Origin of the sequence: Bacillus cereus (assembly GCF_002561295.1) — a bacterium.
Lineage (GTDB): Bacteria > Bacillota > Bacilli > Bacillales > Bacillaceae_G > Bacillus_A > Bacillus_A cereus_S.
The window spans coordinates 19,265-42,679 of sequence record NZ_NTUG01000008.1 but is presented as its reverse complement, the minus strand read 5'-3'; the positions used below and the strand labels follow the sequence as shown (position 1 = coordinate 42,679).

Below are 23,415 nucleotides of genomic sequence, written 5' to 3'. Positions count from 1 at the left end.
GTTTATTCCCCTTTTCTATCATTGATTGTCTTCATGGTTTCAATTAATTTATTTAATTGAATTAATAATGATCGATATTCTTGTTCTGTAATTCCTAAATTGGTAGCCATAGTTTTTGGTAATGAACATACTTTTTCTTTTAAAGCGTGTCCTTGTTCTGTTAATTCAATGCACACTTTGCGTTCATCTTCCTTAGAGCGAACACGTTTAACTAATTCTAATGTTTCCATACGTTTTAACATAGGCGTTAATGTACCAGAATCTAAAAATAGACGTTCGCCAATTTCTTTTACAGTTAATCCATCTTGCTCCCAAAGTACTAATAATGTAATGTACTGCGGATACGTAATACCTATTTCTTCTAAATAAGGTCGATAAAAGCGTGTTACTTCTCTAGAGCAGGCATAAATAGAAAAGCAAAGTTGATTATCAAGATGTAAAGGATTCTCGTGCATAAGTACCTCCTTTTTAAATTGTGCACAATTTAATTTTGTAAAATCAATATAACGAAAAAGAAATAAGATGTCAAATACATTGCAACGAAAAAATTTGAGGAATGTGTCACACGAAAGAATTTGTTACATTTTGGAACAATCATACATATTTTTCTGTATTATGAAAGAAGATAAAAAAGATAGCCTTTCAATTCTTATGGAATAGTTTCCATCACTTGATTCTGACAATTTTTTTTGGTAACGTACAAATAGACTTATTATTTTATAATGATTACAAAGTGAGATATTTCTGTAGATCATAAACTGATTTTCTACTCGGTGTGTGAATCAGAAAAAATATTTTATCGATGTTCACACGATTGTCAGATTCATAACAGGAAAGTTGTATTATGATAGTAGATAAGGTGATAAAACGGTTGAAGGGGGACATGCTGCGTGCATATTCTTGTTGTTGGTGTAAATTATCGAACAGCCCCTGTAGAATTTCGTGAGAAACTAACATTTCAAGCAGCAGAGTTAGAGCAGGCAATGACAACATTACAAAATCAAAAGAGCGTGTTAGAAAATGTCATTGTATCAACGTGTAACCGCACAGAAATCTATGCTGTTGTCGATCAATTACACACGGGACGATATTACATTAAGAAATTTTTAGCTGATTGGTTTCAGCTTGAGATAGAAGAGGTTTCGCCGTACTTGTCTATTTTTGAGCAAGATGGTGCGATTGAACATTTATTCCGCGTAACGTGCGGATTAGATTCTATGGTAGTTGGTGAAACGCAAATTTTAGGTCAAATTCGCAATAGCTTCTTAGAGGCGCAAGAAGTGAAAGCGACAGGAACAGTTTTTAATGAATTGTTTAAACAAGTCATTACGTTAGCAAAGCGTGCGCATTCAGAAACAACAATTGGTGAAAGTGCAATGTCTGTTAGTTATGCCGCTGTTGAACTTGGAAAGAAAATTTTTGGTGATTTAACAGATTGTCATGTTTTAATTCTTGGCGCTGGAAAAATGGGTGAACTGGCATTGCAAAACTTATATGGAAGTGGAGCGCGTAAAGTAACTGTTATGAACCGTACTTTTACGAAAGCGGAAACAATGGCCGAGAAGTATATGGGGCATGCAAAGCCGTTAAGTGAATTGCAATGCGCGCTGTTAGAGGCAGATATTTTAATTAGTTCAACGGGTGCTTCAGATTATGTAATTACGAAAGAAATGATGACAAAAGTGGAACGGATGCGCTGTGGTCGTCCGCTATTTATGGTGGATATTGCAGTACCTCGTGATATCGATCCGGCAATCGATGAGTTAGAAGGTTCTTTTCTGTACGATATTGATGACCTGCAGGGTGTAGTAGAAGCAAATCGTGCAGAGCGTTTAAAAGAGGCAGAAAAAATTCAGCTTATGATTGAAGAGGAAATTGTTATATTTAAAGCGTGGTTAAATACGCTTGGTGTTGTTCCATTAATATCAGCTCTTCGTGATAAGGCATTGGCCATTCAAAGTGAGACGATGCAAAGTCTTGAACGGAAAATTCCAACGATGAGTGAACGTGAGAGAAAAGTGATTAGTAAGCATACGAAAAGCATTATCAATCAAATGCTCAAGGATCCAATTTTAGTAGCAAAAGAATTGGCAACTGAAGAGGAAGCTACAGAAAAACTCGCTTTGTTCGCGAAAATTTTTGATTTAGAAGTGCAAGAAGAGGAAGCGAAACAAACGGAAGAACAAGAACATAAAAGAGCGTGGACAGCATCCGTTCCATCTTTATAACCCGAAAGGATGATCGGATGGACTTTTTAAATAATAGTATTATTTATCATATCGCAATTATTTTATATGCTTGCAGCATTAGTTTATATTTTATAGATTATTTCCAAAGTAACCGAAAGGCGAATCGAATTGCTTTTTGGTTACTTGCAATTGTATGGATATTACAGTCTATTTTTATGTTACTTCGGGCTACGGAATCAGAGACGAATCCCATTTTAACATTATTGTCAGGGATTTATTTTTATGTGTGGCTGTTAATTACAATGTCGCTCGTAATCAATCGATTTATGCGCATTGACTTTTTAGTCTTTTTTACAAATGTCATTGCATTTGGCGTAAGCGCTTTTTCTATTTTTACTCCGCTTGGAAAAATGTCGCCGGTACTTGCGGATCAATTAGTTTCAGAACTTGTATATGTACATGTAGGAATGGCGATTAGTTCCTATGCGGCATTTACGGTATCGTTTATTTTTTCTATTATGTACTTGCTGCAATATCGATTATTAAAACAGAAAAAATGGAATGCGAGATTAAGAAGATTGGGGAATTTACCGAAGCTAGAGTCAATGTCTTATGGACTCAATCTATTTTCGGTTCCATTTTTCTTGTTAGCTATTTTACTTGGATGTATATGGGGATATACAAAGCTAGATAATTTCCATTGGTATGACACGAAAGTAATCGGGTCTTTTGTTGTTTTATTTGTATATTGTATGGGATTGTATTTACGAGGGTCAGATATATTGCAAGGTAAGAAGATTATAAATTGGAACATTGCTTCCTTTCTCGTTATGCTAATCAATATTTTCCTATTAAGCAGTTTATCCAACTTCCACTTTTGGTATTTATAATGAGGAGAGAAAATTATGCGCAAAATTATTGTCGGTTCAAGAAAGAGCAAACTAGCGTTAACGCAAACAAATTGGTTTATTGATCAGTTAAAAGCGCTTGGTTTACCCTATGAATTTGAAGTGAAAGAAATTGTTACAAAAGGTGATGTTATTTTAGATGTAACTCTTTCAAAGGTAGGCGGGAAAGGCTTGTTTGTAAAAGAAATTGAGCACGCATTGCTTACGAAAGAAATTGATATGGCTGTACATAGTATGAAGGACATGCCAGCTGTGCTTCCAGATGGATTAACAATTGGCTGTATACCAAAGCGTGTCGATCCGCGTGATGCATTTATCTCAAAAAACGGGGAATCTTTTGCAGAGTTAGCAGAAGGGGCAACACTTGGGACAAGTAGTTTAAGACGAAGTGCGCAACTATTAGCTGCTAGACCAGACTTACAAGTGAAATGGATTCGTGGAAATATTGATACGAGATTACGTAAATTAAAAGAAGAAGACTACGATGCAATCATTTTAGCGACAGCTGGATTACAGAGAATGGGCTGGGATGATGATGTGATTACAGAGCATTTAGATGAAACATTATGCGTACCTGCTGTAGGACAAGGTGCCTTAGCGATTGAATGTCGCGGAGATGATGAAGACTTATTGCAATTATTATCACATATAAATGATGGTGTAACAGAACGAACAGTGTCAGCTGAACGAGTATTCCTTCATAAACTTGAAGGTGGCTGCCAAGTACCGATTGCTGGATATGCAACACTTCAGGAGAATAATGAAATTGAATTAACAGCGCTTGTCGGTTCGGTGGAAGGTTCTGTTTTGTTAAAAGAAACAGTTACAGGTATGGATCCAGAGCAAGTTGGCTTAGAAGCAGCTGATCGTTTAATTAAGCAAGGAGCAAAAGAGCTCATTCTCGCTGCAAATAAGGAGCAACAGTAATCATGGAGGCTCTTGCTGGCAAAACAGTACTGATTACGCGTGCAAAGCATCAAGCAAGACAAATGAGTGTAGCAGTGAAGAAAGAGAGCGGAATTCCAATGGAAATTCCGCTTTTGCGTATGGAAGGTGTATCACAGCAAGTGTTTCAAAGTGTATCGCAGCAGATACACTTATATGACTGGATTATTTTTACGAGTAAGAACGGGGTAAGTTTCTTTTTAGATGGTTTAGGAGAGCGGATCCCTTCCACGGTTCGCATTGCTGCAGTAGGTGTGAAAACAGGTCAAGAATTAAAAAAGAGGGGTTATGAGGTTTGTTTTGTTCCCACATCGTTTGTTGCTGAAACATTCGCAGAAGAATTTGGGAGAAAATTAAGTGGAAAGGAACACATTTTATTTCCGAAAGGGAATTTAGCTAGAGATGTGATTCCTACTAAACTCCGAGAATTAGGAGTACTCTTAGAGGAATTTGTTGTATATGAAACAAAGACAAATGATACGAAACAACAAGATCTCATCGTAGCTTTAGAATCTGGTAAGATAGATGTGGTTACATTTACGAGTCCATCTACTGTTAGAAGCTTTGTGAAATTACTTGAGGGTACAAACTGGAGAGAATGGATAAAAAAATGTACAATTGCTTGTATAGGACCGATAACAGAGCAGGAGGCAAGGCGTTATTTTGCAGATGTAATCGTTCCAAAAGAATATACAATAGAAGCGTTAATACAGTGCATTTCAACATATAAATCCAAATTAAAAAACTAACATCAAACCATTCTTTTCAGAGGGGTGAGAGCATCCGGCCATGCATAGAAGCGGTCAGTGCCTTTTTTAGCCCCATGCCATGTGAAAACAGAAGGGAAAAATGAGTGAAAGTCTCTGTCTGTTCTCCATAGCCATAACGTAGCTGTTAGAAACTCGAATTGGATTTATATAATCAAAATGCATAATCAATAAAAGAATGGGAGATAGAAATCTATGAGTTCTTTACAATTCAATCGTCACCGTCGTTTAAGACAAAGTGGAAATATGCGTGCGCTTGTGCGTGAAACATTTTTACATACAGAAGATTTTATATATCCTATTTTTGTATTAGAGGGAGAAAATGTTCGTAACGAAGTTCCTTCTATGCCAGATGTATATCAAATGTCTTTAGACCTTTTGCAAGCTGAAATGCAAGAAGTTGTAGATTTAGGTATTCGTTCTGTTATCGTATTTGGCTTACCTGCTGAGAAAGATGAAGTTGGATCGTCTGCATTTTGTGAGCACGGCATTGTACAACGTGCAATTAAACAAATTAAAGAACAGTTCCCAGAGTTAGTAGTAGTTGCGGATACATGTTTATGTCAATTTACAAGCCATGGACATTGCGGCGTTATTGAGGATGGCATCATTTTAAATGATGAATCATTAGAAGTCCTTGCAAAAACAGCAGTGAGTCAAGCGAAAGCAGGGGCTGATATTATCGCACCATCTAACATGATGGATGGATTTGTAACTGCGATTCGCCATGCATTAGATGAAAATGCTTTTGCACATGTACCGGTTATGTCATATGCGGTGAAATATTCATCTGCATTTTACGGTCCATTCCGCGATGCAGCGCACGGTGCGCCGCAATTTGGTGATCGTAAAACATATCAAATGGATCCAGCAAACCGCATGGAAGCATTCCGTGAAGCTGAATCAGATGTAAAGGAAGGAGCAGACTTTTTAATTGTAAAACCGGCTCTTTCTTACCTAGATATTATTCGTGATGTGAAAAATAATTTTAATTTGCCAATCGTTGCTTATAATGTGAGCGGAGAATATTCAATGATTAAAGCAGCGGCGCAAAATGGTTGGATTAATGAAAAGGACATTGTGCTTGAGAAACTATTAAGCATGAAACGTGCAGGAGCAGATTTAATTATTACGTATCATGCGAAAGATGCAGCACGATGGTTACAAGAAGGAGGCGCACAATAATGAAAAAGTTCGATAAATCGATTGAAGCGTTTGAAACAGCGCAAGATTTAATGCCTGGAGGAGTAAATAGTCCAGTTCGTGCGTTTAAATCTGTTGGGATGAACCCGCTCTTTATGGAACGCGGAAAAGGTTCTAAAGTGTACGATATTGATGGGAATGAATATATCGACTACGTATTATCATGGGGACCTCTTATTCACGGACATGCAAATGACCGTGTTGTAGAATCATTAAAAGCTGTTGCGGAAAAAGGAACGAGCTTTGGTGCGCCAACAGAAATTGAAAATAAATTAGCACAGCTTGTAATCGAACGTGTGCCATCGATTGAAATTGTGCGTATGGTAAACTCCGGAACAGAAGCGACAATGAGTGCACTTCGTCTAGCACGTGGTTATACAGGGCGTAATAAAATTTTGAAATTTATCGGTTGTTACCATGGGCATGGTGACTCTCTACTGATTAAAGCTGGTTCTGGCGTTGCGACGCTTGGTTTACCAGATAGCCCTGGAGTACCTGAAGGTGTAGCGCAAAATACGATTACAGTAGCTTACAACGATTTAGAGAGTGTAAAATATGCTTTCGAACAGTTTGGTGAAGATATTGCTTGTGTGATTGTAGAGCCAGTAGCAGGAAATATGGGTGTTGTACCACCACAGCCAGGATTTTTAGAAGGGCTTCGTGAAGTAACAGAGCAAAATGGTGCACTGCTTATCTTTGATGAAGTAATGACAGGATTCCGCGTTGCTTATAACTGTGGACAAGGCTATTACGGTGTAACGCCTGACTTAACTTGTTTAGGAAAAGTAATCGGCGGTGGCCTGCCAGTAGGTGCGTATGGTGGTAAAGCTGAAATTATGCGCCAAGTTGCACCGAGTGGACCAATTTATCAAGCAGGTACTTTATCTGGTAATCCCCTTGCAATGACAGCGGGTTATGAAACGTTAGTACAATTAACACCAGAATGTTATCAAGAGTTTGAACGTAAAGCAGAAATGTTAGAAAACGGTCTACGTAAAGCGGCTGAAAAACATGGCATTCCGCATCATATAAACCGTGCAGGTTCAATGATTGGTATTTTCTTCACGAATGAACCAGTTATTAACTATGATGCAGCAAAAACTTCAAACTTAGAATTCTTTGCAGCTTACTATCGTGAAATGGTAGAACAAGGTGTATTTTTACCACCTTCTCAATTTGAAGGATTATTCTTATCAACAGCACATAGTGATGCAGATATTGAAGCAACAATTGCAGCGGCAGAAATTGCAATGTCAAAATTAAAAGCATAAAGTAAAAAGGTTGNNCAACCTTTTTACTTTATGCTACATATTGTTGAAGTGCTGATAAGTAGCGCCTGATGGTCGAGATATAAAGTGAAGCTTTAATCAGTGGGGTTTTTTCATCCCCTACTGATTATTAGCCCTCACCAATCGGGCCTTTACGGGCAGTTTATCTCCCACCTAACTTCTTTAGAAAAGTGGAAGCGGCTCATTCAGAATCGCAGGCGGCCCGCGCACCTGACAGAGAGGCGCTTTTTGCCTCGTCCGAAGGGGTGAAACGACCGGAGTTTCTAGCCGCTAGAGCTGGACATTGCTTGTATCGAATTTTGAGGTGGGAGTATTACTGCCCGTTAGTGCGGGATAAAAATGCCAATAGATGTAATGATATCCCGCTGCTATATGAAAAATGAATAGAGAGCCTGCATGTGTAGTTTGATTTTTTACTCATAAAATAACCCTCATGCACATAAATCTGTAATGACATACAGTTTGGGAGGGGGAAAAGAAGTGGCGACTGATCATTCGTTACGTTTTTCATTAAAAGAATCGGTTTGGTTCCAAAAAGGACAGGAAGTCGAAGAACTTTTGTCAATTTCGTTAGATCCAGACGTTGAGATAGAAGAGCTTGAATACGAAGTAATTGTGAGAGGGCAATTGGACTTAACGGGGGAATATGTTGCAAGGCAAGATGATTCTGCATTTTCATTACGAGATTTATCTCCGGCGAAAGCGATTGATTATGTAGAAATGAGAGAAGATGGTGTAAATGAACTTGTACATTCTTTTCCGTTAGAAATTTCGATTCCACGAAACAGAGTGAAACAAGTTGAAGAGTTATATGTGTCCATTGAGGAATTTGATTATGAATTAAAGGAAAACGGTTGTTTACAATTATTAGCAGATATATCGATATCTGGATTATGTGAGGATGAAAGAATACACAATGAAGCATATGAGGAAGAGCTAGAGGATGTAGAAGAGGATAGAATAGAGGAAGTAAAAGCGGTGGATGAGGATGATACACTAGTGGAAGAAGCGGTAGCTCATCCAGAATCAGATGGATGGGAGGATTATGCATTTGAGCCTTTCCAATTAGAGGAGCGTAAAGAACAAGAGTTAGAAGAAATAGAAGATCTAGAAGAACAGGAAGAGGAAGCAAGAGAAGAAGCGGTAAAAGAGATTACACCGCAGTTTGAATTGTTTGGTCGAAAAGATTTTAAGAAAGAGAAGGAAAAGAAAGCAGAGGAGGAGGCCGAAGCAGCGTACTCACAACGGGATGAAAATGCATTATATTTAACAAAATTGTTTACGAAAGAGCCGGAAGAAGAGTTCACGAAATTACGTATGTATTTCGTTCAAGAAGGGGATACAATTGAATCAGTTGCGGAGCGATATGAAACGTCTGTTCAGCATTTACACCGCGTGAATCAAACGGATGAAGTATATTTAACTGCAGGGCAAATTATATATATACCTGTGTCAAGAGTGAAGACAAAGTGAGTGGGGGATTTTCTCCACTCATCTCTTTTCTTGTAATCAAATTTTAGGCAGTAAGCCCTGTATCTTAAGATTCAAAGAAAGATGAGGAAGATAGGCGGGGGGCTAATAATCAGTGGGGGAGGAGGAAAATCCTCACTGATTAAAGTTTCACTTTATCTTACGTTTTTGAATGAGAAAGGATCATTCGTATGGATATAGAATTGCGAAATCGTTACGCGCCGATCGTACAGCGGTATCAATTGGATGTTCACCATATGGAAGAGCATGGAAGTGTCATAAAAATTTATACGAATCAAGGTCCATATGCATTGAAAAAGTTACCATCTTATCGATTGAAACGAAATAATTTAATGTATTATGTTCAATTTTTGCGTGAAAAGGGATTTACACATTATGCCCCGATTTATCATGCGACAGATGGAAATCATATTTTGAGCGACGAAACATATAGTTATTATTTAATGCCTTGGCTAGAAAGAGACGAGGGAAATGGAGAGGACAATGATCAATATCATAAAATGTTTCAAACGCTAGCACTACTTCATCAAAGGACGGTAAAAGAAGAGAAGTATACGGAAGAAGCACTGGAGGATCATTATACAAATATCTCTGATCGTTGGGAGAAGGATGGGGAACTCTTAGAGGAATTTCTTGTAGAGTCTGAGGCGAAGTGGTATATGTCTCCATTTGAACTACAGTACTGTACGTATTTTCATCATGTGATGAGGGCACGTGAATTTGCCACAAAACAGCTTTCGGAGTGGCATGAAGCGATGAAGGAGAAAGAAAAAACACGCGTTTCTTTTATTCATGGAAATGTATCAATGAATCATTTTTTATTTGATTATGAACGAAACGGGTATTTTATTAGTTTAGAAAGGTCAGGGTTTGCAACGCCAGTTCAAGATCTTGTCCGTTTTTATTCCCGCTCATTGAACACATACCCAATTGCAAGAAGTGATCGCTTTGAATGGTATCAGGTGTATCAAAAGAATTTTCCATTTACGAAAGAAGAACAACTCCTGATGTTTGCCTATCTAACATATCCGTCCCCGTTTATTAGACAAATTCAATCTTATACGAGTAAACAGCAGAAACGGGATGAAAAAAAAGAACTTCAAGGTGTGAAAATGTTACAGCAAGCACATTGGCTTGTAAGTAATATAGAGTATTTTATTTCACAATTACAAGCAGCACAGCAAGGGAATGAATAATAGCCGTAGTCTCAAAGCAATGTGAGGCTACGGCTGAAAATGTAAGCGGATGGTTGCTACAACAAAGATGATAAGGATGATAAAATCTAAGAAGGTTGGAAGTAGCAATGTACGAATCCCTTGGAAAATAGTAAGTGGAATGGCAAAATCAGAAAAGATCGTTTGCAAATTTCTAACCCATGAAGGGGCTGAAAAATTGTAGGTGCGTCGGTATCGTCGCATAATCAATCATTCCTCCATATACACATAAAGTGAAACTTTAATCAGTGGGGGTTCTTCATCTCCTGCTGATTATTATTTGAACCAATCGAGCCTTTACTGCCCGTTAGTACGGGATAAATCTTAAAATATAATATGCAGGATAAGTACCTAGGGTGCTTGTGCTGCTTTTTTCATTTTTCGTACATAGGTTACAAAAAATGCTTACGCTAATTGATGATTACACACTGATTTTTGGATGATGAAAAAATAAGGAATCTATCAATTGTAGAAAATTGCGGAAAAATATTTTTATCTTGACGAATAGGGTTTCGTTTTTTACACTATTGTATATAATAAATAACAATTATATAAATGCATTGAAGGGGAAGAGTATAACATTAAACGTCTGCAGAGAGGAGAATCATTGGCTGTGAGGTTCTCTAGATAGTCATGTTAGAAGGTAGCCCTGGAGCATCTTTTCTGAACAGAGTCATTCTCATTAGGAAAAGACGGATCTGTCCGTTATCAAATTAAGAGTATAAGCAAATTTTAAATTTGTTTGTAAATAAAGGTGGTACCACGATGTCCCTCGTCCTTTTTGGATGAGGGGCATTTTTTATTTTAAGGAGGGAAAATAATGTCAAATACGGAAAATAATTTACCAACTAAATATGATCATATGTCCGTTGAAGAAGGACGTTATAAATGGTGGCTTGAAGGCCAATATTTCGAGGCAAAAGGAGATGCGGAAAAACAGCCGTATACAATTGTAATCCCGCCTCCAAACGTAACCGGTAAACTGCATTTAGGTCATGCTTGGGATACAACACTTCAAGATATTTTAACACGTACGAAGCGTATGCAAGGATACGATGTATTGTGGCTTCCTGGTATGGACCACGCGGGTATCGCAACGCAAGCGAAAGTAGAAGGGAAACTTCGTGAAGAAGGTATTTCACGCTACGATCTTGGCCGTGAGAAATTCCTTGAAAAAGCATGGGAATGGAAAGAAGAATATGCTTCTCACATTCGCGAGCAATGGGGAAAAGTTGGTCTAGGGTTAGATTATACTCGTGAGCGTTTCACATTAGACGAAGGTTTATCTGATGCGGTTAATAAAGTATTCGTTCAATTATATGAAAAAGGCTTAATTTATCGCGGTGAGTATATCATTAACTGGGACCCAGCAACACGCACAGCTCTTTCTGATATTGAAGTAATTCATAAAGAAGTTCAAGGTGCATTCTACCATATGAACTATCCGTTAACAGATGGCTCTGGTCACATTCGTCTTGCAACAACTCGTCCAGAAACGATGCTTGGTGATACAGCGGTAGCAGTTCATCCGGAAGATGATCGTTACAAACATTTAATCGGAAAAACAGTTACACTTCCAATCGTAGGTCGTGAGATTCCGATTATTGCTGATGAGTACGTAGAAAAAGACTTTGGAACAGGCGTTGTAAAAATTACACCAGCTCATGATCCGAATGATTTTGAAGTAGGTAACCGTCACGATTTACCACGCATTTTAGTAATGAACGAAGATGGAACAATGAACGAAAAAGCTGGTAAGTATAACGGTATGGATCGTTTCGAATGTCGTAAAGAGTTAGTAAAAGACTTGCAAGAAGCTGGCGTATTAGTAGAAATCGAACCTCATATGCACTCAGTAGGTCATAGTGAGCGTAGCGGTGCAGTTGTTGAGCCTTACCTATCAACACAATGGTTCGTAAAAATGGCACCACTTGCAGAAAAGGCTGTAGAACTTCAACAAAAAGAAGAAGAAAAAGTAACATTCGTACCAGAACGTTTCGAGAACACATACTTACGCTGGATGGAAAACATTCATGACTGGTGTATTTCTCGTCAATTATGGTGGGGACACCGCATTCCAGCTTGGTATCATAAAGAAACTGGTGAAGTATACGTAGGTACAGAAGCTCCAGCAGATATCGAAAACTGGAACCAAGATAACGACGTACTTGATACATGGTTCAGTTCAGCATTATGGCCATTCTCAACACTTGGCTGGCCAAATGAAAATGATGAAGACTTCAAACGCTACTATTCAACAGATGCTTTAGTAACTGGTTATGACATTATCTTCTTCTGGGTATCGCGTATGATTTTCCAAGGCTTAGAGTTTACAGGAGAGCGTCCATTTAAAGATGTATTAATTCATGGTTTAGTTCGTGATGAGCAAGGACGTAAAATGAGTAAATCTCTTGGTAACGGTATTGACCCAATGGAAGTTATCGAGAAGTACGGTGCAGATGCAATGCGTTTCTTCTTATCAACAGGAAGTGCACCAGGACAAGATTTACGTTTCAGCATGGAAAAGGTAGAATCTACTTGGAACTTCATTAATAAAATTTGGAACGCATCACGTTTCGTATTAATGAACATGGATGACATGAAGTACGAAGAAATCGATTTAACTGGTGAAAAATCAGTTGCAGATAAGTGGATTTTAACTCGCTTAAATGAAACAATTGAAAGTGTAACACGTAACATGGATAAATATGAGTTCGGTGAAGCTGGTCGTTCATTATACAACTTCATTTGGGATGATTTCTGTGACTGGTACATCGAAATGGCGAAACTTCCACTATACGGTGAAGATGAAGCGGCGAAGAAAACAACGCGTTCTATTTTAGCTTACGTATTAGACCGAACAATGCGTCTATTACACCCATTCATGCCATTCGTAACAGAGAAAATTTGGCAGCACTTACCTCATGAAGGTGAATCTATTACAGTAGCAGCGTGGCCAACAGTTCGCGAAGATTTACAGGACAAAGAAGCGGCGGCAGAAATGCACCTTCTTGTTGATATCATTCGTTCTGTTCGTAACATTCGTGCTGAAGTAAATACACCAATGAGCAAAAAAGTTCAAATGCAAATTAAAGCAAAAGACGAAACGGTACTTGCTCAACTTACGAAAAATAGTTCTTACATTGAGCGTTTCTGTAATCCAAGTGAATTAACAATTCAAACGGATTTACAAGCACCAGAAAAAGCGATGACTGCAATCGTATCAGGTGCAGAGTTATTCTTACCGTTAGCTGATCTAATCAATCTTGATGAAGAGAAAGCACGCCTTGAAAAAGAACTTGAGAAGTTCGATAAAGAGGTAGAACGTGTACAGAAGAAACTTGCAAACCAAGGTTTCGTAGCAAAAGCTCCAGCAGCAGTTATTGAGGGAGAGCGTGCGAAAGAGCAAGATTACTTAGAAAAACGCGAAGCAGTTCGCCAACGTCTAGCTGATCTTCAAAAATAAAAATCTTTTTAAAGAGACTTACCATATTGGTGAGTCTCTTTTATTTGCGTATAATAGGGTTTAAGAAGGTTGTTTTTGAAAGGGGAAGGCATACGTGATACATACATACGAAGAAGCGATAGGTTGGATTCATAGCCGATTAAAGTTTGGCATTAAACCAGGATTAGAAAGAATGCAGTGGATGCTAGAAGAGCTTGGTAATCCAGAGCGTCATATAAAATGTGTTCATCTTGCAGGAACAAATGGAAAAGGTTCAACCTTAACATATATGCGTTATATGCTAGAGGCAGAAAAATACAAGGTGGGGACATTTACGTCTCCGTATATTGAAACATTCAATGAACGAATTGGTGTGAATGGCGCACCAATTACAGATAAAGAAATTACCGAGCTTGTAAAGATGGTAAAACCGGTTGTTGAAAAGTTAGATGGAACAAATTTAGGAGAGGCGACAGAATTTGAAATTATTACGGTAATGGCAATCTACTATTTTGGTAAAATCAACTTCTGCGATATCGTCTTGTTTGAAACAGGGCTTGGAGGTCGTTTTGATTCTACAAATGTTATTCATCCAGTTCTTACAATGATTACAAATATTGGCCATGATCATATGCATATTTTAGGGAATACGCTAGGGGAAATTGCGTATGAAAAAGCAGGGATTATTAAATCAGGTGTTCCTATTATTACGGGGGTGCAGGATGAAGAGGCGCTTCATGTTATTCAAAAAATTGCTGAAGAGAAAAATGCAAATCTTTACGAACTCGGAAAGCAATTTACAGCAATTCACCAGCGATCCGATGAAGATGGAGAACACTTTGATTTTTCTTGTCCATTCGCTTCGTTTGAAGAAATTCGGATTTCGATGAAAGGAAGTCACCAAGTAGGAAATGCGGCATTAGCGTTGATGGGGGTTATGTATCTGAAAACATACCTATCATTCTTACTAGAGGAAGAGCGTATTCGCGTAGGATTAAGTGAAGCATATTGGGTTGGTCGATTTGAACAATTGCAAAGTAAACCGGATGTAATTATAGATGGTGCTCATAATCCAGAAGGAATTGCAAGTCTTGTGAAAACGGTGAAGGCTCATTATAATGACAAAAATGTTATCGTTTTATTTACGGCTCTTGGTGATAAGCAATTAGACAACATGGTTGGCCCACTTGAAACTGTAGCAGATGAAATGATTTTCACAACATTTACATTTGATCGTGCGATTTCTGCTAAGGAACTGGCTGCTCATTCAAGTAAAGAAACAAAACAAGTTTTTGAGAACTGGAAAGAAGCGATTGATATAAAAATGAACACGCTGCAAGAAAATGATGTTTTCATCATAACAGGCTCTCTTTACTTCATTTCAGAAGTTCGAAAATATATTCGTGAAAAAAACTAGGACAGCGATTTGCTGTCCTAGTTTTTTGTTCTACAAATGAAGTCAAATGCATACATATAAGATAACAATATGGGACAATTTGACGAACCTCTCCGACAAATATCTCGATTTTTTTTGAAGGGAATATGTTATGATGCGGACAACGATAAGAGGTGAGGTGTGAGGGTATGGACAAGCAATCACGAACAATCTCAATTAAAGTAAATGGAACGGAAGCAAAGTATAAGGAAAAGAAGAAAGAAAAAGAAGAATTTGATTGGAAGGTAGTAGAGAGTGAAACAGCGCAAAATGTAGTTCCGTTTCAAAAACATAAGTTACCGTCTATTCAGCAGCAACGCAAAAAATGGAGTAATATACTCATTTTCACAGTTGCTACCGCGATTATTATTGGCACAGTGTTAGGGATGGGAATGCTGCACTTTGTAACGGGTCAGGGTACGGTTCGTGAAGCTACAGTCACAAGTGGAGAAAAGAATAATGGAATAGAGCAAAAAGAAGTAACGTCCGAAGAGAAAAAAGCAGAAAAACCAAAAGTGGGAAATGGGGCTGCTTTAGAACCAATTAGCTTATATTTCGTGCAAGGAGGTCTTTATTCTTCTGAAGAAAAAGGACAGGCAGCAATTCAGGAGTGGAAAGATAATGGGAGTATAGCAGCCATTAAACCAAATGGGGATAAGTATTCACTTGTAGTTGGAATTTCTAGTAATGAGCAATCCATAGATCAATTAGTTGGAAAGTATAAAAAAGATGGAGTATCAGTTTTGAAAAAGAAATGGGAAATTACAGATCAAGCATTACTGAAGAACGATAAAGAAGTGGGTCCATTGTTAAGTAAGTTGCAGCCCTTATACATGCATTTTGTAAAATATTTGACAGGTATAGAAGCTGGGGATAAAAGTAATTCTAAAGAAGTAGCAGCACTTGAGCAGGAATGGAAGGCTATTGAAAAAGAAGGAAAATCGATTAAACGTGAGGATGTAAAAAAAATATATACGTATGCATCAGTAACTATGCAAACAATAAAAGAAGGGAAGACTGATCAAGACACAGTAGTGAAATTGAACCAAGTTATTATTGATGGATTACTTTCTTATGAAAAAGTAGTTTCGCAAAAAGCAAAAGAGTAGGATAATGAAATAAAGGGAAAGGAGTATGTATACTTCTTTCTTTTCTTTTGGAGTATATATAACTATATAGTGAGAAAATATTATTTTCTAAAAAGAAAAAGGTATTTCCATCATTTGTAGGAAAGATATTTGTTTGTTACGATCAAGATATATTTTGCTGCTTGATATAAGGAAGGAGAACATATGAAGAAACTTATTTTAGCATCTGGGTCACCGCGCCGAAAGGAATTGCTTGAACTAGCAGATGTATCGTTTGAAATTGTTGTAAGTGAAATAGAAGAAACAATTGGTGCATATTCATCGCCTGCTGATATTGTCATGTCACTTGCTTTGCAAAAAGCATCTGCTGTAGCAGAAAATCATGATGAATGTGTGGTATTAGGAGCAGATACAATTGTTACATATGAATCGCGTATTCTTGGTAAGCCTACTGATGAGAAAGAGGCAAAAGAAATGCTGCAGTTGTTATCAGGAAAAACACATGAAGTGTATACAGGTGTTGCACTTATTTCAAAAGAAAAAACAGTAACGTTCTATGAGCGTACAGAAGTTACGTTTTGGGAATTAACAGAGGAAGAGATTGATGCGTACATTGCATCGAAAGAACCACTTGATAAGGCTGGAAGTTACGGTATTCAAGGAAAGGGTTCTATATTTGTTCAACATATTCAAGGAGATTACTACAGTGTAGTTGGATTACCAATCGCACGTCTTGTTCGTGAATTAAAACAATTTGATAGTGATGCATCCCATGCTTAAAATTGCATGGGGTTTTCTTTGCAAAAAAATGAAAAAGGAGTGAGAATATGAACGGGATTCGTGACGTTTTGAAAGAAGAACAACCACGGGAACGTTTATTAGTAGAAGGGGCAAGCAACTTATCGAATCGGGAACTACTTGCAGTGTTACTTAGAACGGGTTCTAAAGAAGAGTCTGTTCTAACATTAGCGGATCGAATTTTATACCATTTTGACGGATTACGAATGTTGAAAGATGCCACAATAGAAGAAATGACAAGTATTCATGGTGTAGGAATCGCTAAGGCCTCTCAGTTAATCTCTGCTTTTGAACTAGGAAGAAGAATGGTGCGTTTAGAGTACCAAAATCGCTACAGTATTCGGAGTCCAGAAGATTGTGCTCGTTATATGATGGAAGAGATGCGCTTTTTGCAACAAGAGCACTTTGTTTGTTTATATTTAAATACGAAAAATCAAGTTATGCATCGGCAAACCGTGTTTATTGGTAGTCTAAATGCCTCAATTGTACATCCCCGCGAGGTTTTCAAAGAAGCTTTTCGCCGCGCAGCAGCCTCTATTATATGTCTACATAACCATCCTTCAGGAGATCCCACGCCGAGCCGCGAAGATATTGAAGTAACAAAACGATTGGTAGATTGTGGGAGGATTATTGGTATTGAAATCCTTGATCACATTATTATAGGTGACCATAAATTCGTGAGTTTAAAAGAAAAAGGTCATATTTAAGACTATTCTTTTTACTTATTTTGTTTTATAATGTGATTTATGAGTTTTTTGTAGGCATTCGCTTACAATAAAGAATAGAAATTATAAAAACGTACTGTTTTATTATAAATATAAAGTAAAAAAATGAGTCCGTGAAAATGAGAAAGGAAGATAGATGACATGTTTGGATTTGGTGGTTTTACTCGTGATCTTGGAATTGATTTAGGGACAGCGAACACGCTTGTATATGTGAAAGGGAAAGGTGTAGTTTTACGCGAACCTTCAGTTGTAGCTCTGCAAACAGATACAAAACAAATCGTTGCAGTTGGTGGCGATGCGAAACAAATGATTGGTCGTACACCAGGAAACGTAGTGGCTCTTCGTCCTATGAAAGATGGTGTAATTGCTGATTATGAAACAACAGCAACAATGATGAAATATTACATTCAACAAGCGCAAAAATCAAATGGATTTTTCTCTCGTAAGCCTTATGTAATGGTATGTGTACCATCTGGTATTACAGCTGTAGAAAGACGTGCAGTAATCGATGCAACTCGTCAAGCAGGTGCTCGTGATGCATATCCAATTGAAGAGCCATTTGCAGCAGCAATCGGTGCAAACTTACCTGTTTGGGAACCAACTGGTAGTATGGTTGTTGATATCGGTGGTGGTACAACAGAAGTTGCGATTATTTCTTTAGGTGGGATTGTAACAAGTCAATCTGTTCGTGTTGCTGGTGATGATATGGATGATTCTATCATTCAATACATTAAGAAGAACTACAACTTAATGATTGGGGAAAGAACAGCTGAGGCATTAAAAATGGAAATCGGGTCTGCTGGCGAGCCAGAAGGTGTTGAGCCAATGGAAATCCGTGGTCGTGATTTAGTAAGTGGTTTACCAAAAACGGTATTAATTAACCCTGAAGAGATTGCAGATGCATTAAAAGATACAGTAGAAGCAATCGTTGAATCAGTGAAAAATACATTAGAAAAAACGCCACCTGAATTAGCGGCAGATATTATGGACCGTGGAATTGTGTTAACAGGCGGTGGCGCATTGCTTCGTAACTTAGATAAAGTAATTAGTGAAGAAACGAAAATGCCAGTTCTTGTTGCAGAAAACCCACTTGACTGTGTAGCGATTGGAACAGGTAAAGCTTTAGATAATATCGACCTTTTCAAAACTGCTCGATAATATTTCAAAATAAAAATCAATGAAATTAAGAGGGTGTGAACGTGCCACAGTTTTTCTTAAACAAAAGATTAATTGTTTTGCTAGTTAGTATTATTCTTCTCGTGGCATTGATTGGAATCTCATTGAAAGAAAGAAAAAGTCTAACATGGCCAGAGCAGTTTGTAAAAGATACTGTCGGTGTTGTAGAACGTGTATTCCAAAAGCCTGCGAATTATGTTGCCGGATTCTTTGAGAATGTAGAAGATATAAAGCGCACGTATGAAGAAAATAAAACATTAAAAGAAAAATTAGATAAGTATGCGGATTTATCTGTGAAAGTAAAGGCTTTAGAAAAAGATAATGAGAAGCTTCGCGAAACGATTGGTAAAGAAACTTCTCTTCGTGACCATAAGCAAATTCAAGCTACAGTGATTGCACGCAATCCGGACAAGTGGTATGACTTAATCGGGATTGATAGAGGCGCGCAGCAAGGAATCGAAAAGGATATGGCTGTTGTGACTTCAAAAGGTTTAGTAGGACGAGTGAAAAGTGTGTCTCAATTTACATCAACTGTAGAATTATTGAGCTCACTAAATCGAACAAATCGTATTTCTGCTGTAGTAGAGGGAGATAAGCGTATTTTCGGATTGATTGAAGGATACGACAAAGAAAAACAAGCACTTGTTTTCACAAAAATTCCATCTGACGTAAAAGTAGAAAAAGATCAAACGGTTGTAACATCAGGATTAGGTGGTATTTTCCCTGATGGATTAATCATTGGTAACATTGTAGATGTTACACCAGATGAATACGGATTAACACAAACAGCTTACGTGAAACCTGCTGCGGATTTAAATGATGTGGACCATGTTATGGTTGCAAAAAGAGTTATGCCCACAGCGGCGTTAGAACAGTAGGGGGGAAGAAGATATGGCTATTTTGAAAAGGGCAACTCTTCCTCTACTGCTTCTTTTTGTGTTCTTATTCGAAAATATGTTTTCTACTGTAGTTCCAACAGCATTATTTTGGAAAGATAGTATTGCAGTTCCGCACTTCTTTATAATTGTGTTATGTTTTATTACGGTTTACTTTAGTCCTTTGCAAGGGATTTATTATGGATTATTATTTGGTTTTCTATTTGATACCGTATATACAGAGCTTGTTGGTGTGTATATCTTTGCCTATCCAATTTTAGTGTATCTTGTGTATAGTACGATGAAAGTGTTGCAATTGAATCTATTCATTGTTTCTTTTATTGTATTAACAGGTATCGCGGTATTAGAATATTATGTATATGGATTTTTAACTTTGTTAGGTCGCATTCATGTACCAGCGCATATCTTTTTCTCAGATCGTCTCCTTGCCACTTTATTGTTAAATGGAATTTTCTTATTGCTAGTTTGTTTCCCATTGAGACGATATCTTGTACGTCTTTCAAAAGCGATGGAAGAAAAAGAAAAAAGGATTTTCTGATTTTATGTCGAATTGAATCGTTGGGGTGAACTTTAGTGGAAGAAAAAAAGCAACAGAATGTAACGATAAAAGGGACAAAAGATGGACTGACATTACATTTAGATGATTGCTGCGCATTTCCTGAGTTACTGAAAGAACTGGATGAAAAACTTTCCACTCACTATTACGATGGTGATGGACGTTCGTTAATTGAAGTGCATGTTAAAGTTGGTAATCGTTATTTGACAGATGTACAGCAAGAAGAAATTCGAACTTTGATTCGCAATAAAAAAAATCTTGTTGTGGATTCAATCGAGAGTGATGTTATCACGAAAGCTGAAGCAATAGCGTGGAAAGAAGAAACAGAAATTGTCCCTGTTTCCAAAATTGTTCGCTCAGGTCAAGTATTACATGTAACGGGAAACTTATTATTAATTGGAGATGTTAATCCAGGCGGAACGGTTATCGCTGGGGGAAATATTTTTGTCATTGGAGCATTGCGAGGTATTGCACATGCAGGATATCATGGGGATAAAGATGCTGTCATTGCGGCATCTGTTATGAATCCGATGCAACTTCGAATTAGTGATGTGACAATGCGGGCTCCGGAAGAGAAAGAAGACGGAGCAGAGACGGCAGAATGTGCGTATATTGATGAGAACAATCACATTGTTGTCGATCGCCTGCAACTTCTCACTCATCTTAGACCTAATTTAACAAAGTTAGAAAGGGGAATTGTATAGCTGTGGGAGAGGCAATAGTAATTACATCTGGAAAAGGCGGAGTAGGTAAAACTACAACGTCTGCAAACATTGGTACAGCCTTAGCATTATCGGGGAAAAAGATTTGCTTAATTGACACGGATATTGGTCTAAGAAATTTAGACGTAGTAATGGGGCTGGAAAATCGTATTGTATTTGATCTTGTTGATGTCGTCGAAGGTCGTTGTCGTTTACCTCAGGCTCTTATTAAAGATAAGCGCTTTGATGAGCTTTATTTATTACCTGCAGCACAAACGAGTGATAAATCAGCGGTAACACCTGAACAAATGGATGAATTAATACAGGTATTACGTCAAGATTATGATTACATATTAATTGATTGTCCTGCAGGTATTGAGCAGGGATTCAAAAATGCGGTGGCAGGTGCGGATAAAGCAATTGTTGTAACGACACCTGAAGTATCTTCTATGCGTGATGCGGATCGTATTATCGGGCTTTTAGAAAAAGAAGATATCGAACCACCAAAACTTGTCATCAACCGTGTGCGTAGTCATATGTTGCATGAGCAAGATATGTTAGATGTAGATGAAATTGTGCGTACACTTTCAATCGATCTACTTGGGGTTGTTGAAGATGATGATGAGGTCATTCGTGCCACAAATACAGGAGAGCCTGTAGCCTTGCAGCCGAGTGGAAAAGCAGCATTAGCTTATCGCAATATTGCAAGACGTTTGTTAGGTGAGTCTGTACCTTTACAAGCGTTTGGACAAGAAAAAGTATCTGTTTTTACAAAAGTAAAGAATTTCTTTGGAATTCGTTAAAAGCACTTCGCATGTATGCGAGGTGCTTTTCTTTTTTCTTCTCATGAATATCTTCCTTTTCAGGCTCATACATATGTACAAACTATATTTTGGTAAACAGAGAGCTTTCGTTTACTGGAAGTTTCACTTTACTCGCTTTCTGCAAGAGGAAGCGGAAAAAGGAAGGGGACAAGATGAAGAATAGACGTGTAGAAGAGATTAAAAAGCGGATTGCAAAAAGAAAAGAAGAGCAAGAGAGGCTTGAGGAAGAGCAGTATTTTTCAGAAGGAAACTTTGATGGAGAAACGATGTTCATTGAAGAAGGTGAAAAAGAGGTACACCCTCTTTTTCGAAAAGAAGTATTTTTATTTAAGGTTTTACTAGCAGCAATTCTTGTTCTCTCAGTAGCTATTTTATTTAAAAAGGCACCTGCTCCTTTTGTTGGAGCAAAAACGGTTGTAAAACAAGTGATGCAAGAAGAATTTCAGTTTGCTACTGTATCAAAATGGTATGAAGGGCAATTTGGAAAACCACTATCATTTTTACCTGTAAGTGAAAAGAAACAGACAGTGCAGCAAAAAGATTATGCAGTCCCAGCTTCGGGGAAAGTCATGCAAAGTTTTCAGAAAGATGGTCAAGGTGTATTTGTACAAACAGCTACAAATACAGCTGTTGAATCTGTAAATGAAGGGATTGTCATTTTCGCTGGTAAGAAAGAAGGATTTGGGAATATAGTTGAGATTCAACATGCAGACGGTACGGAATCTTGGTATGGAAATTTAGGTGAGACATCTGTGAAATTATATGATTATGTTGAAAAGAAACAAAAGGTTGGAACAGTTGGGAGTAATGCAGATAATAAGAATGGTAAATTTTATTTCGCAATCAAAAAGAATGAAAAATTTATCGATCCGATCCAGGTGATTTCATTTGAATAAATATAGTGAAGTATTGTCAAAAATTACAGTACATCCACTGTTTTGGGGAATTATAGCGATTGGAATTTTTACAGCGCGCTTTAAAGAATTGCTATTGTTATTTTGCATTGTTCTCATACATGAGCTCGGTCACGCTTTTGCTGCTGCTCATTATAGATGGAGGATTAAGAAAATCCAGTTGTTGCCGTTTGGCGGAGTGGCGGAGCTTGAGGAACATGGGAATAAACCATTAAAGGAAGAATTAATCGTTGTAATAGCAGGACCTCTTCAGCATGTGTGGATGTTGGGGGTAGCATACGTCTTGGCCAGGACAGGATGGGTTAGTGAAGAATTGTATCATTTTTTTGTATGGAACAACTTAATTATTCTAGGGTTTAATTTATTACCAATTTGGCCACTAGATGGCGGGAAAGTGTTGTTTAATGTTTTATCACATCAATTCCCTTATTTACAGGCGCATGAGAAGATGATGAAAATATCATGTGTTTTTTTTAGTGTGATATTAGGATGGCAGCTCCTTTGGAATAGTAATAATATTATGATGTGGGTGCTTCTTTTATTTTTAGCTATTTCTTTATATCAAGAATGGAAGCAACGGCGTTATGCGTTTATGCGTTTTTTACTAGAACGGTATTATGGAAATAAGCGAGATATTGAAAAAATTGCTCCAATTGAGGTAGAAACGGATGATCGACTGTATACGATTTTCACAAAGTTTCGAAGAGGATATAAACACTCGATTATCGTCCATGGCAAATATAAAGAGCACTATACATTAGATGAAAATGAATTGCTTTATGCGTATTTTACTGAGAAACGAACAACTTCATCTGTAGAAGAATTAATCGGTTAGTGTTGACGATGACACT

22 protein-coding genes and 1 other annotated feature are annotated in these 23,415 nt (G+C 37.6%); of the genes, 20 read left to right on the top strand and 2 right to left on the bottom strand.

The features are described 5' to 3' along the window. Positions 1 to 2: 2 nt before the first annotated feature. Positions 3 to 455 carry a MarR family winged helix-turn-helix transcriptional regulator gene (locus tag CN373_RS06960; RefSeq protein ID WP_000545035.1) on the bottom strand — a complete coding sequence of 151 codons (453 nt, stop codon included), beginning with the start codon at positions 453 to 455 and terminating at the stop codon, positions 3 to 5. A gap of 435 nt (positions 456 to 890) precedes the next feature. Between CN373_RS06960 and hemA the strand changes: the two genes are divergently transcribed. The 8 genes from hemA (at position 891) to ysxE (ending at position 9,988) form a co-directional block, all read left to right on the top strand. Continuing rightward, positions 891 to 2,228 carry a glutamyl-tRNA reductase gene (hemA, locus tag CN373_RS06955; protein WP_000547840.1) on the top strand — a complete coding sequence of 446 codons (1,338 nt, stop codon included), beginning with the start codon at positions 891 to 893 and terminating at the stop codon, positions 2,226 to 2,228. A 17-nt stretch (positions 2,229 to 2,245) separates the two neighbouring features. Next, a complete protein-coding gene (locus CN373_RS06950) occupies positions 2,246 to 3,079 on the top strand; it encodes a cytochrome c biogenesis protein (protein ID WP_000346915.1) in 834 nt (277 codons plus the stop codon). Positions 3,080 to 3,094: 15 nt separating this feature from the next. After that, positions 3,095 to 4,024 (top strand): hydroxymethylbilane synthase, encoded by a 930-nt coding sequence (gene hemC / locus CN373_RS06945; protein ID WP_098358990.1) that lies wholly within the window; start codon positions 3,095 to 3,097, stop codon positions 4,022 to 4,024. 2 nt (positions 4,025 to 4,026) lie between these two features. Continuing rightward, a complete protein-coding gene (gene hemD / locus CN373_RS06940; protein WP_000387660.1) occupies positions 4,027 to 4,791 on the top strand; it encodes a uroporphyrinogen-III synthase in 765 nt (254 codons plus the stop codon). 213 nt (positions 4,792 to 5,004) lie between these two features. Further along, positions 5,005 to 5,994 carry a porphobilinogen synthase gene (gene hemB / locus CN373_RS06935; protein WP_098358989.1) on the top strand — a complete coding sequence of 330 codons (990 nt, stop codon included), beginning with the start codon at positions 5,005 to 5,007 and terminating at the stop codon, positions 5,992 to 5,994. Next, positions 5,994 to 7,283, top strand: a complete 1,290-nt coding sequence (gene hemL / locus CN373_RS06930) for a glutamate-1-semialdehyde 2,1-aminomutase (RefSeq protein WP_098358988.1) — start codon at positions 5,994 to 5,996, stop codon at positions 7,281 to 7,283. Before hemB ends, hemL begins: the two co-directional genes overlap by 1 nt. Positions 7,284 to 7,751: 468 nt before the next feature. Continuing rightward, on the top strand, positions 7,752 to 8,774 hold the full coding sequence (gene spoVID / locus CN373_RS06925) for a stage VI sporulation protein D (RefSeq protein ID WP_111901873.1): 1,023 nt from the start codon (positions 7,752 to 7,754) through the stop codon (positions 8,772 to 8,774). 188 nt (positions 8,775 to 8,962) lie between these two features. After that, complete coding sequence (ysxE, locus tag CN373_RS06920; protein ID WP_033664279.1) at positions 8,963 to 9,988, top strand: spore coat protein YsxE; 1,026 nt, start codon at positions 8,963 to 8,965, stop codon at positions 9,986 to 9,988. 27 nt (positions 9,989 to 10,015) lie between these two features. Here the strand turns inward: ysxE and CN373_RS06915 are convergent, their stop codons facing one another. Next, on the bottom strand, positions 10,016 to 10,210 hold the full coding sequence (locus tag CN373_RS06915) for a hypothetical protein (protein WP_079999563.1): 195 nt from the start codon (positions 10,208 to 10,210) through the stop codon (positions 10,016 to 10,018). 347 nt (positions 10,211 to 10,557) lie between these two features. After that, positions 10,558 to 10,789, top strand: a binding site (T-box leader). Positions 10,790 to 10,826: 37 nt separating this feature from the next. Between CN373_RS06915 and CN373_RS06910 the strand changes: the two genes are divergently transcribed. The 12 genes from CN373_RS06910 to CN373_RS06855 all read left to right on the top strand — a co-directional run bounded on the left by CN373_RS06910 (position 10,827) and on the right by CN373_RS06855 (position 23,399). Next, positions 10,827 to 13,472, top strand: coding sequence for a valine--tRNA ligase (locus CN373_RS06910; RefSeq protein ID WP_098358986.1), 2,646 nt, complete (start codon positions 10,827 to 10,829; stop codon positions 13,470 to 13,472). 94 nt (positions 13,473 to 13,566) lie between these two features. Further along, positions 13,567 to 14,868 carry a bifunctional folylpolyglutamate synthase/dihydrofolate synthase gene (locus tag CN373_RS06905; protein ID WP_098358985.1) on the top strand — a complete coding sequence of 434 codons (1,302 nt, stop codon included), beginning with the start codon at positions 13,567 to 13,569 and terminating at the stop codon, positions 14,866 to 14,868. Between the two features lie 167 nt (positions 14,869 to 15,035). Further along, positions 15,036 to 15,995: a hypothetical protein gene (locus tag CN373_RS06900; RefSeq protein ID WP_000360973.1), complete on the top strand. Its 960-nt coding sequence runs from the start codon at positions 15,036 to 15,038 to the stop codon at positions 15,993 to 15,995. Positions 15,996 to 16,178: 183 nt separating this feature from the next. After that, positions 16,179 to 16,754 (top strand): Maf family protein, encoded by a 576-nt coding sequence (locus CN373_RS06895; RefSeq protein ID WP_000733534.1) that lies wholly within the window; start codon positions 16,179 to 16,181, stop codon positions 16,752 to 16,754. 47 nt (positions 16,755 to 16,801) lie between these two features. Further along, positions 16,802 to 17,479, top strand: coding sequence for a RadC family protein (gene radC, locus CN373_RS06890; RefSeq protein ID WP_098358984.1), 678 nt, complete (start codon positions 16,802 to 16,804; stop codon positions 17,477 to 17,479). Between the two features lie 159 nt (positions 17,480 to 17,638). Next, positions 17,639 to 18,655 carry a cell shape-determining protein MreB gene (mreB, locus tag CN373_RS06885; protein WP_000466734.1) on the top strand — a complete coding sequence of 339 codons (1,017 nt, stop codon included), beginning with the start codon at positions 17,639 to 17,641 and terminating at the stop codon, positions 18,653 to 18,655. A 41-nt stretch (positions 18,656 to 18,696) separates the two neighbouring features. Beyond that, positions 18,697 to 19,551: a rod shape-determining protein MreC gene (gene mreC, locus CN373_RS06880; protein ID WP_001135468.1), complete on the top strand. Its 855-nt coding sequence runs from the start codon at positions 18,697 to 18,699 to the stop codon at positions 19,549 to 19,551. A gap of 13 nt (positions 19,552 to 19,564) precedes the next feature. After that, positions 19,565 to 20,107 carry a rod shape-determining protein MreD gene (gene mreD, locus CN373_RS06875; RefSeq protein WP_000996200.1) on the top strand — a complete coding sequence of 181 codons (543 nt, stop codon included), beginning with the start codon at positions 19,565 to 19,567 and terminating at the stop codon, positions 20,105 to 20,107. A gap of 35 nt (positions 20,108 to 20,142) precedes the next feature. Then, a complete protein-coding gene (gene minC / locus CN373_RS06870; protein ID WP_000391527.1) occupies positions 20,143 to 20,829 on the top strand; it encodes a septum site-determining protein MinC in 687 nt (228 codons plus the stop codon). A gap of 2 nt (positions 20,830 to 20,831) precedes the next feature. After that, positions 20,832 to 21,629, top strand: coding sequence for a septum site-determining protein MinD (gene minD, locus CN373_RS06865; protein WP_000503306.1), 798 nt, complete (start codon positions 20,832 to 20,834; stop codon positions 21,627 to 21,629). Positions 21,630 to 21,802: 173 nt separating this feature from the next. Further along, on the top strand, positions 21,803 to 22,546 hold the full coding sequence (locus tag CN373_RS06860) for a M23 family metallopeptidase (RefSeq protein ID WP_000797478.1): 744 nt from the start codon (positions 21,803 to 21,805) through the stop codon (positions 22,544 to 22,546). Next, positions 22,539 to 23,399 (top strand): M50 family metallopeptidase, encoded by an 861-nt coding sequence (locus tag CN373_RS06855; RefSeq protein WP_001046410.1) that lies wholly within the window; start codon positions 22,539 to 22,541, stop codon positions 23,397 to 23,399. Before CN373_RS06860 ends, CN373_RS06855 begins: the two co-directional genes overlap by 8 nt. Positions 23,400 to 23,415: the final 16 nt, after the last annotated feature.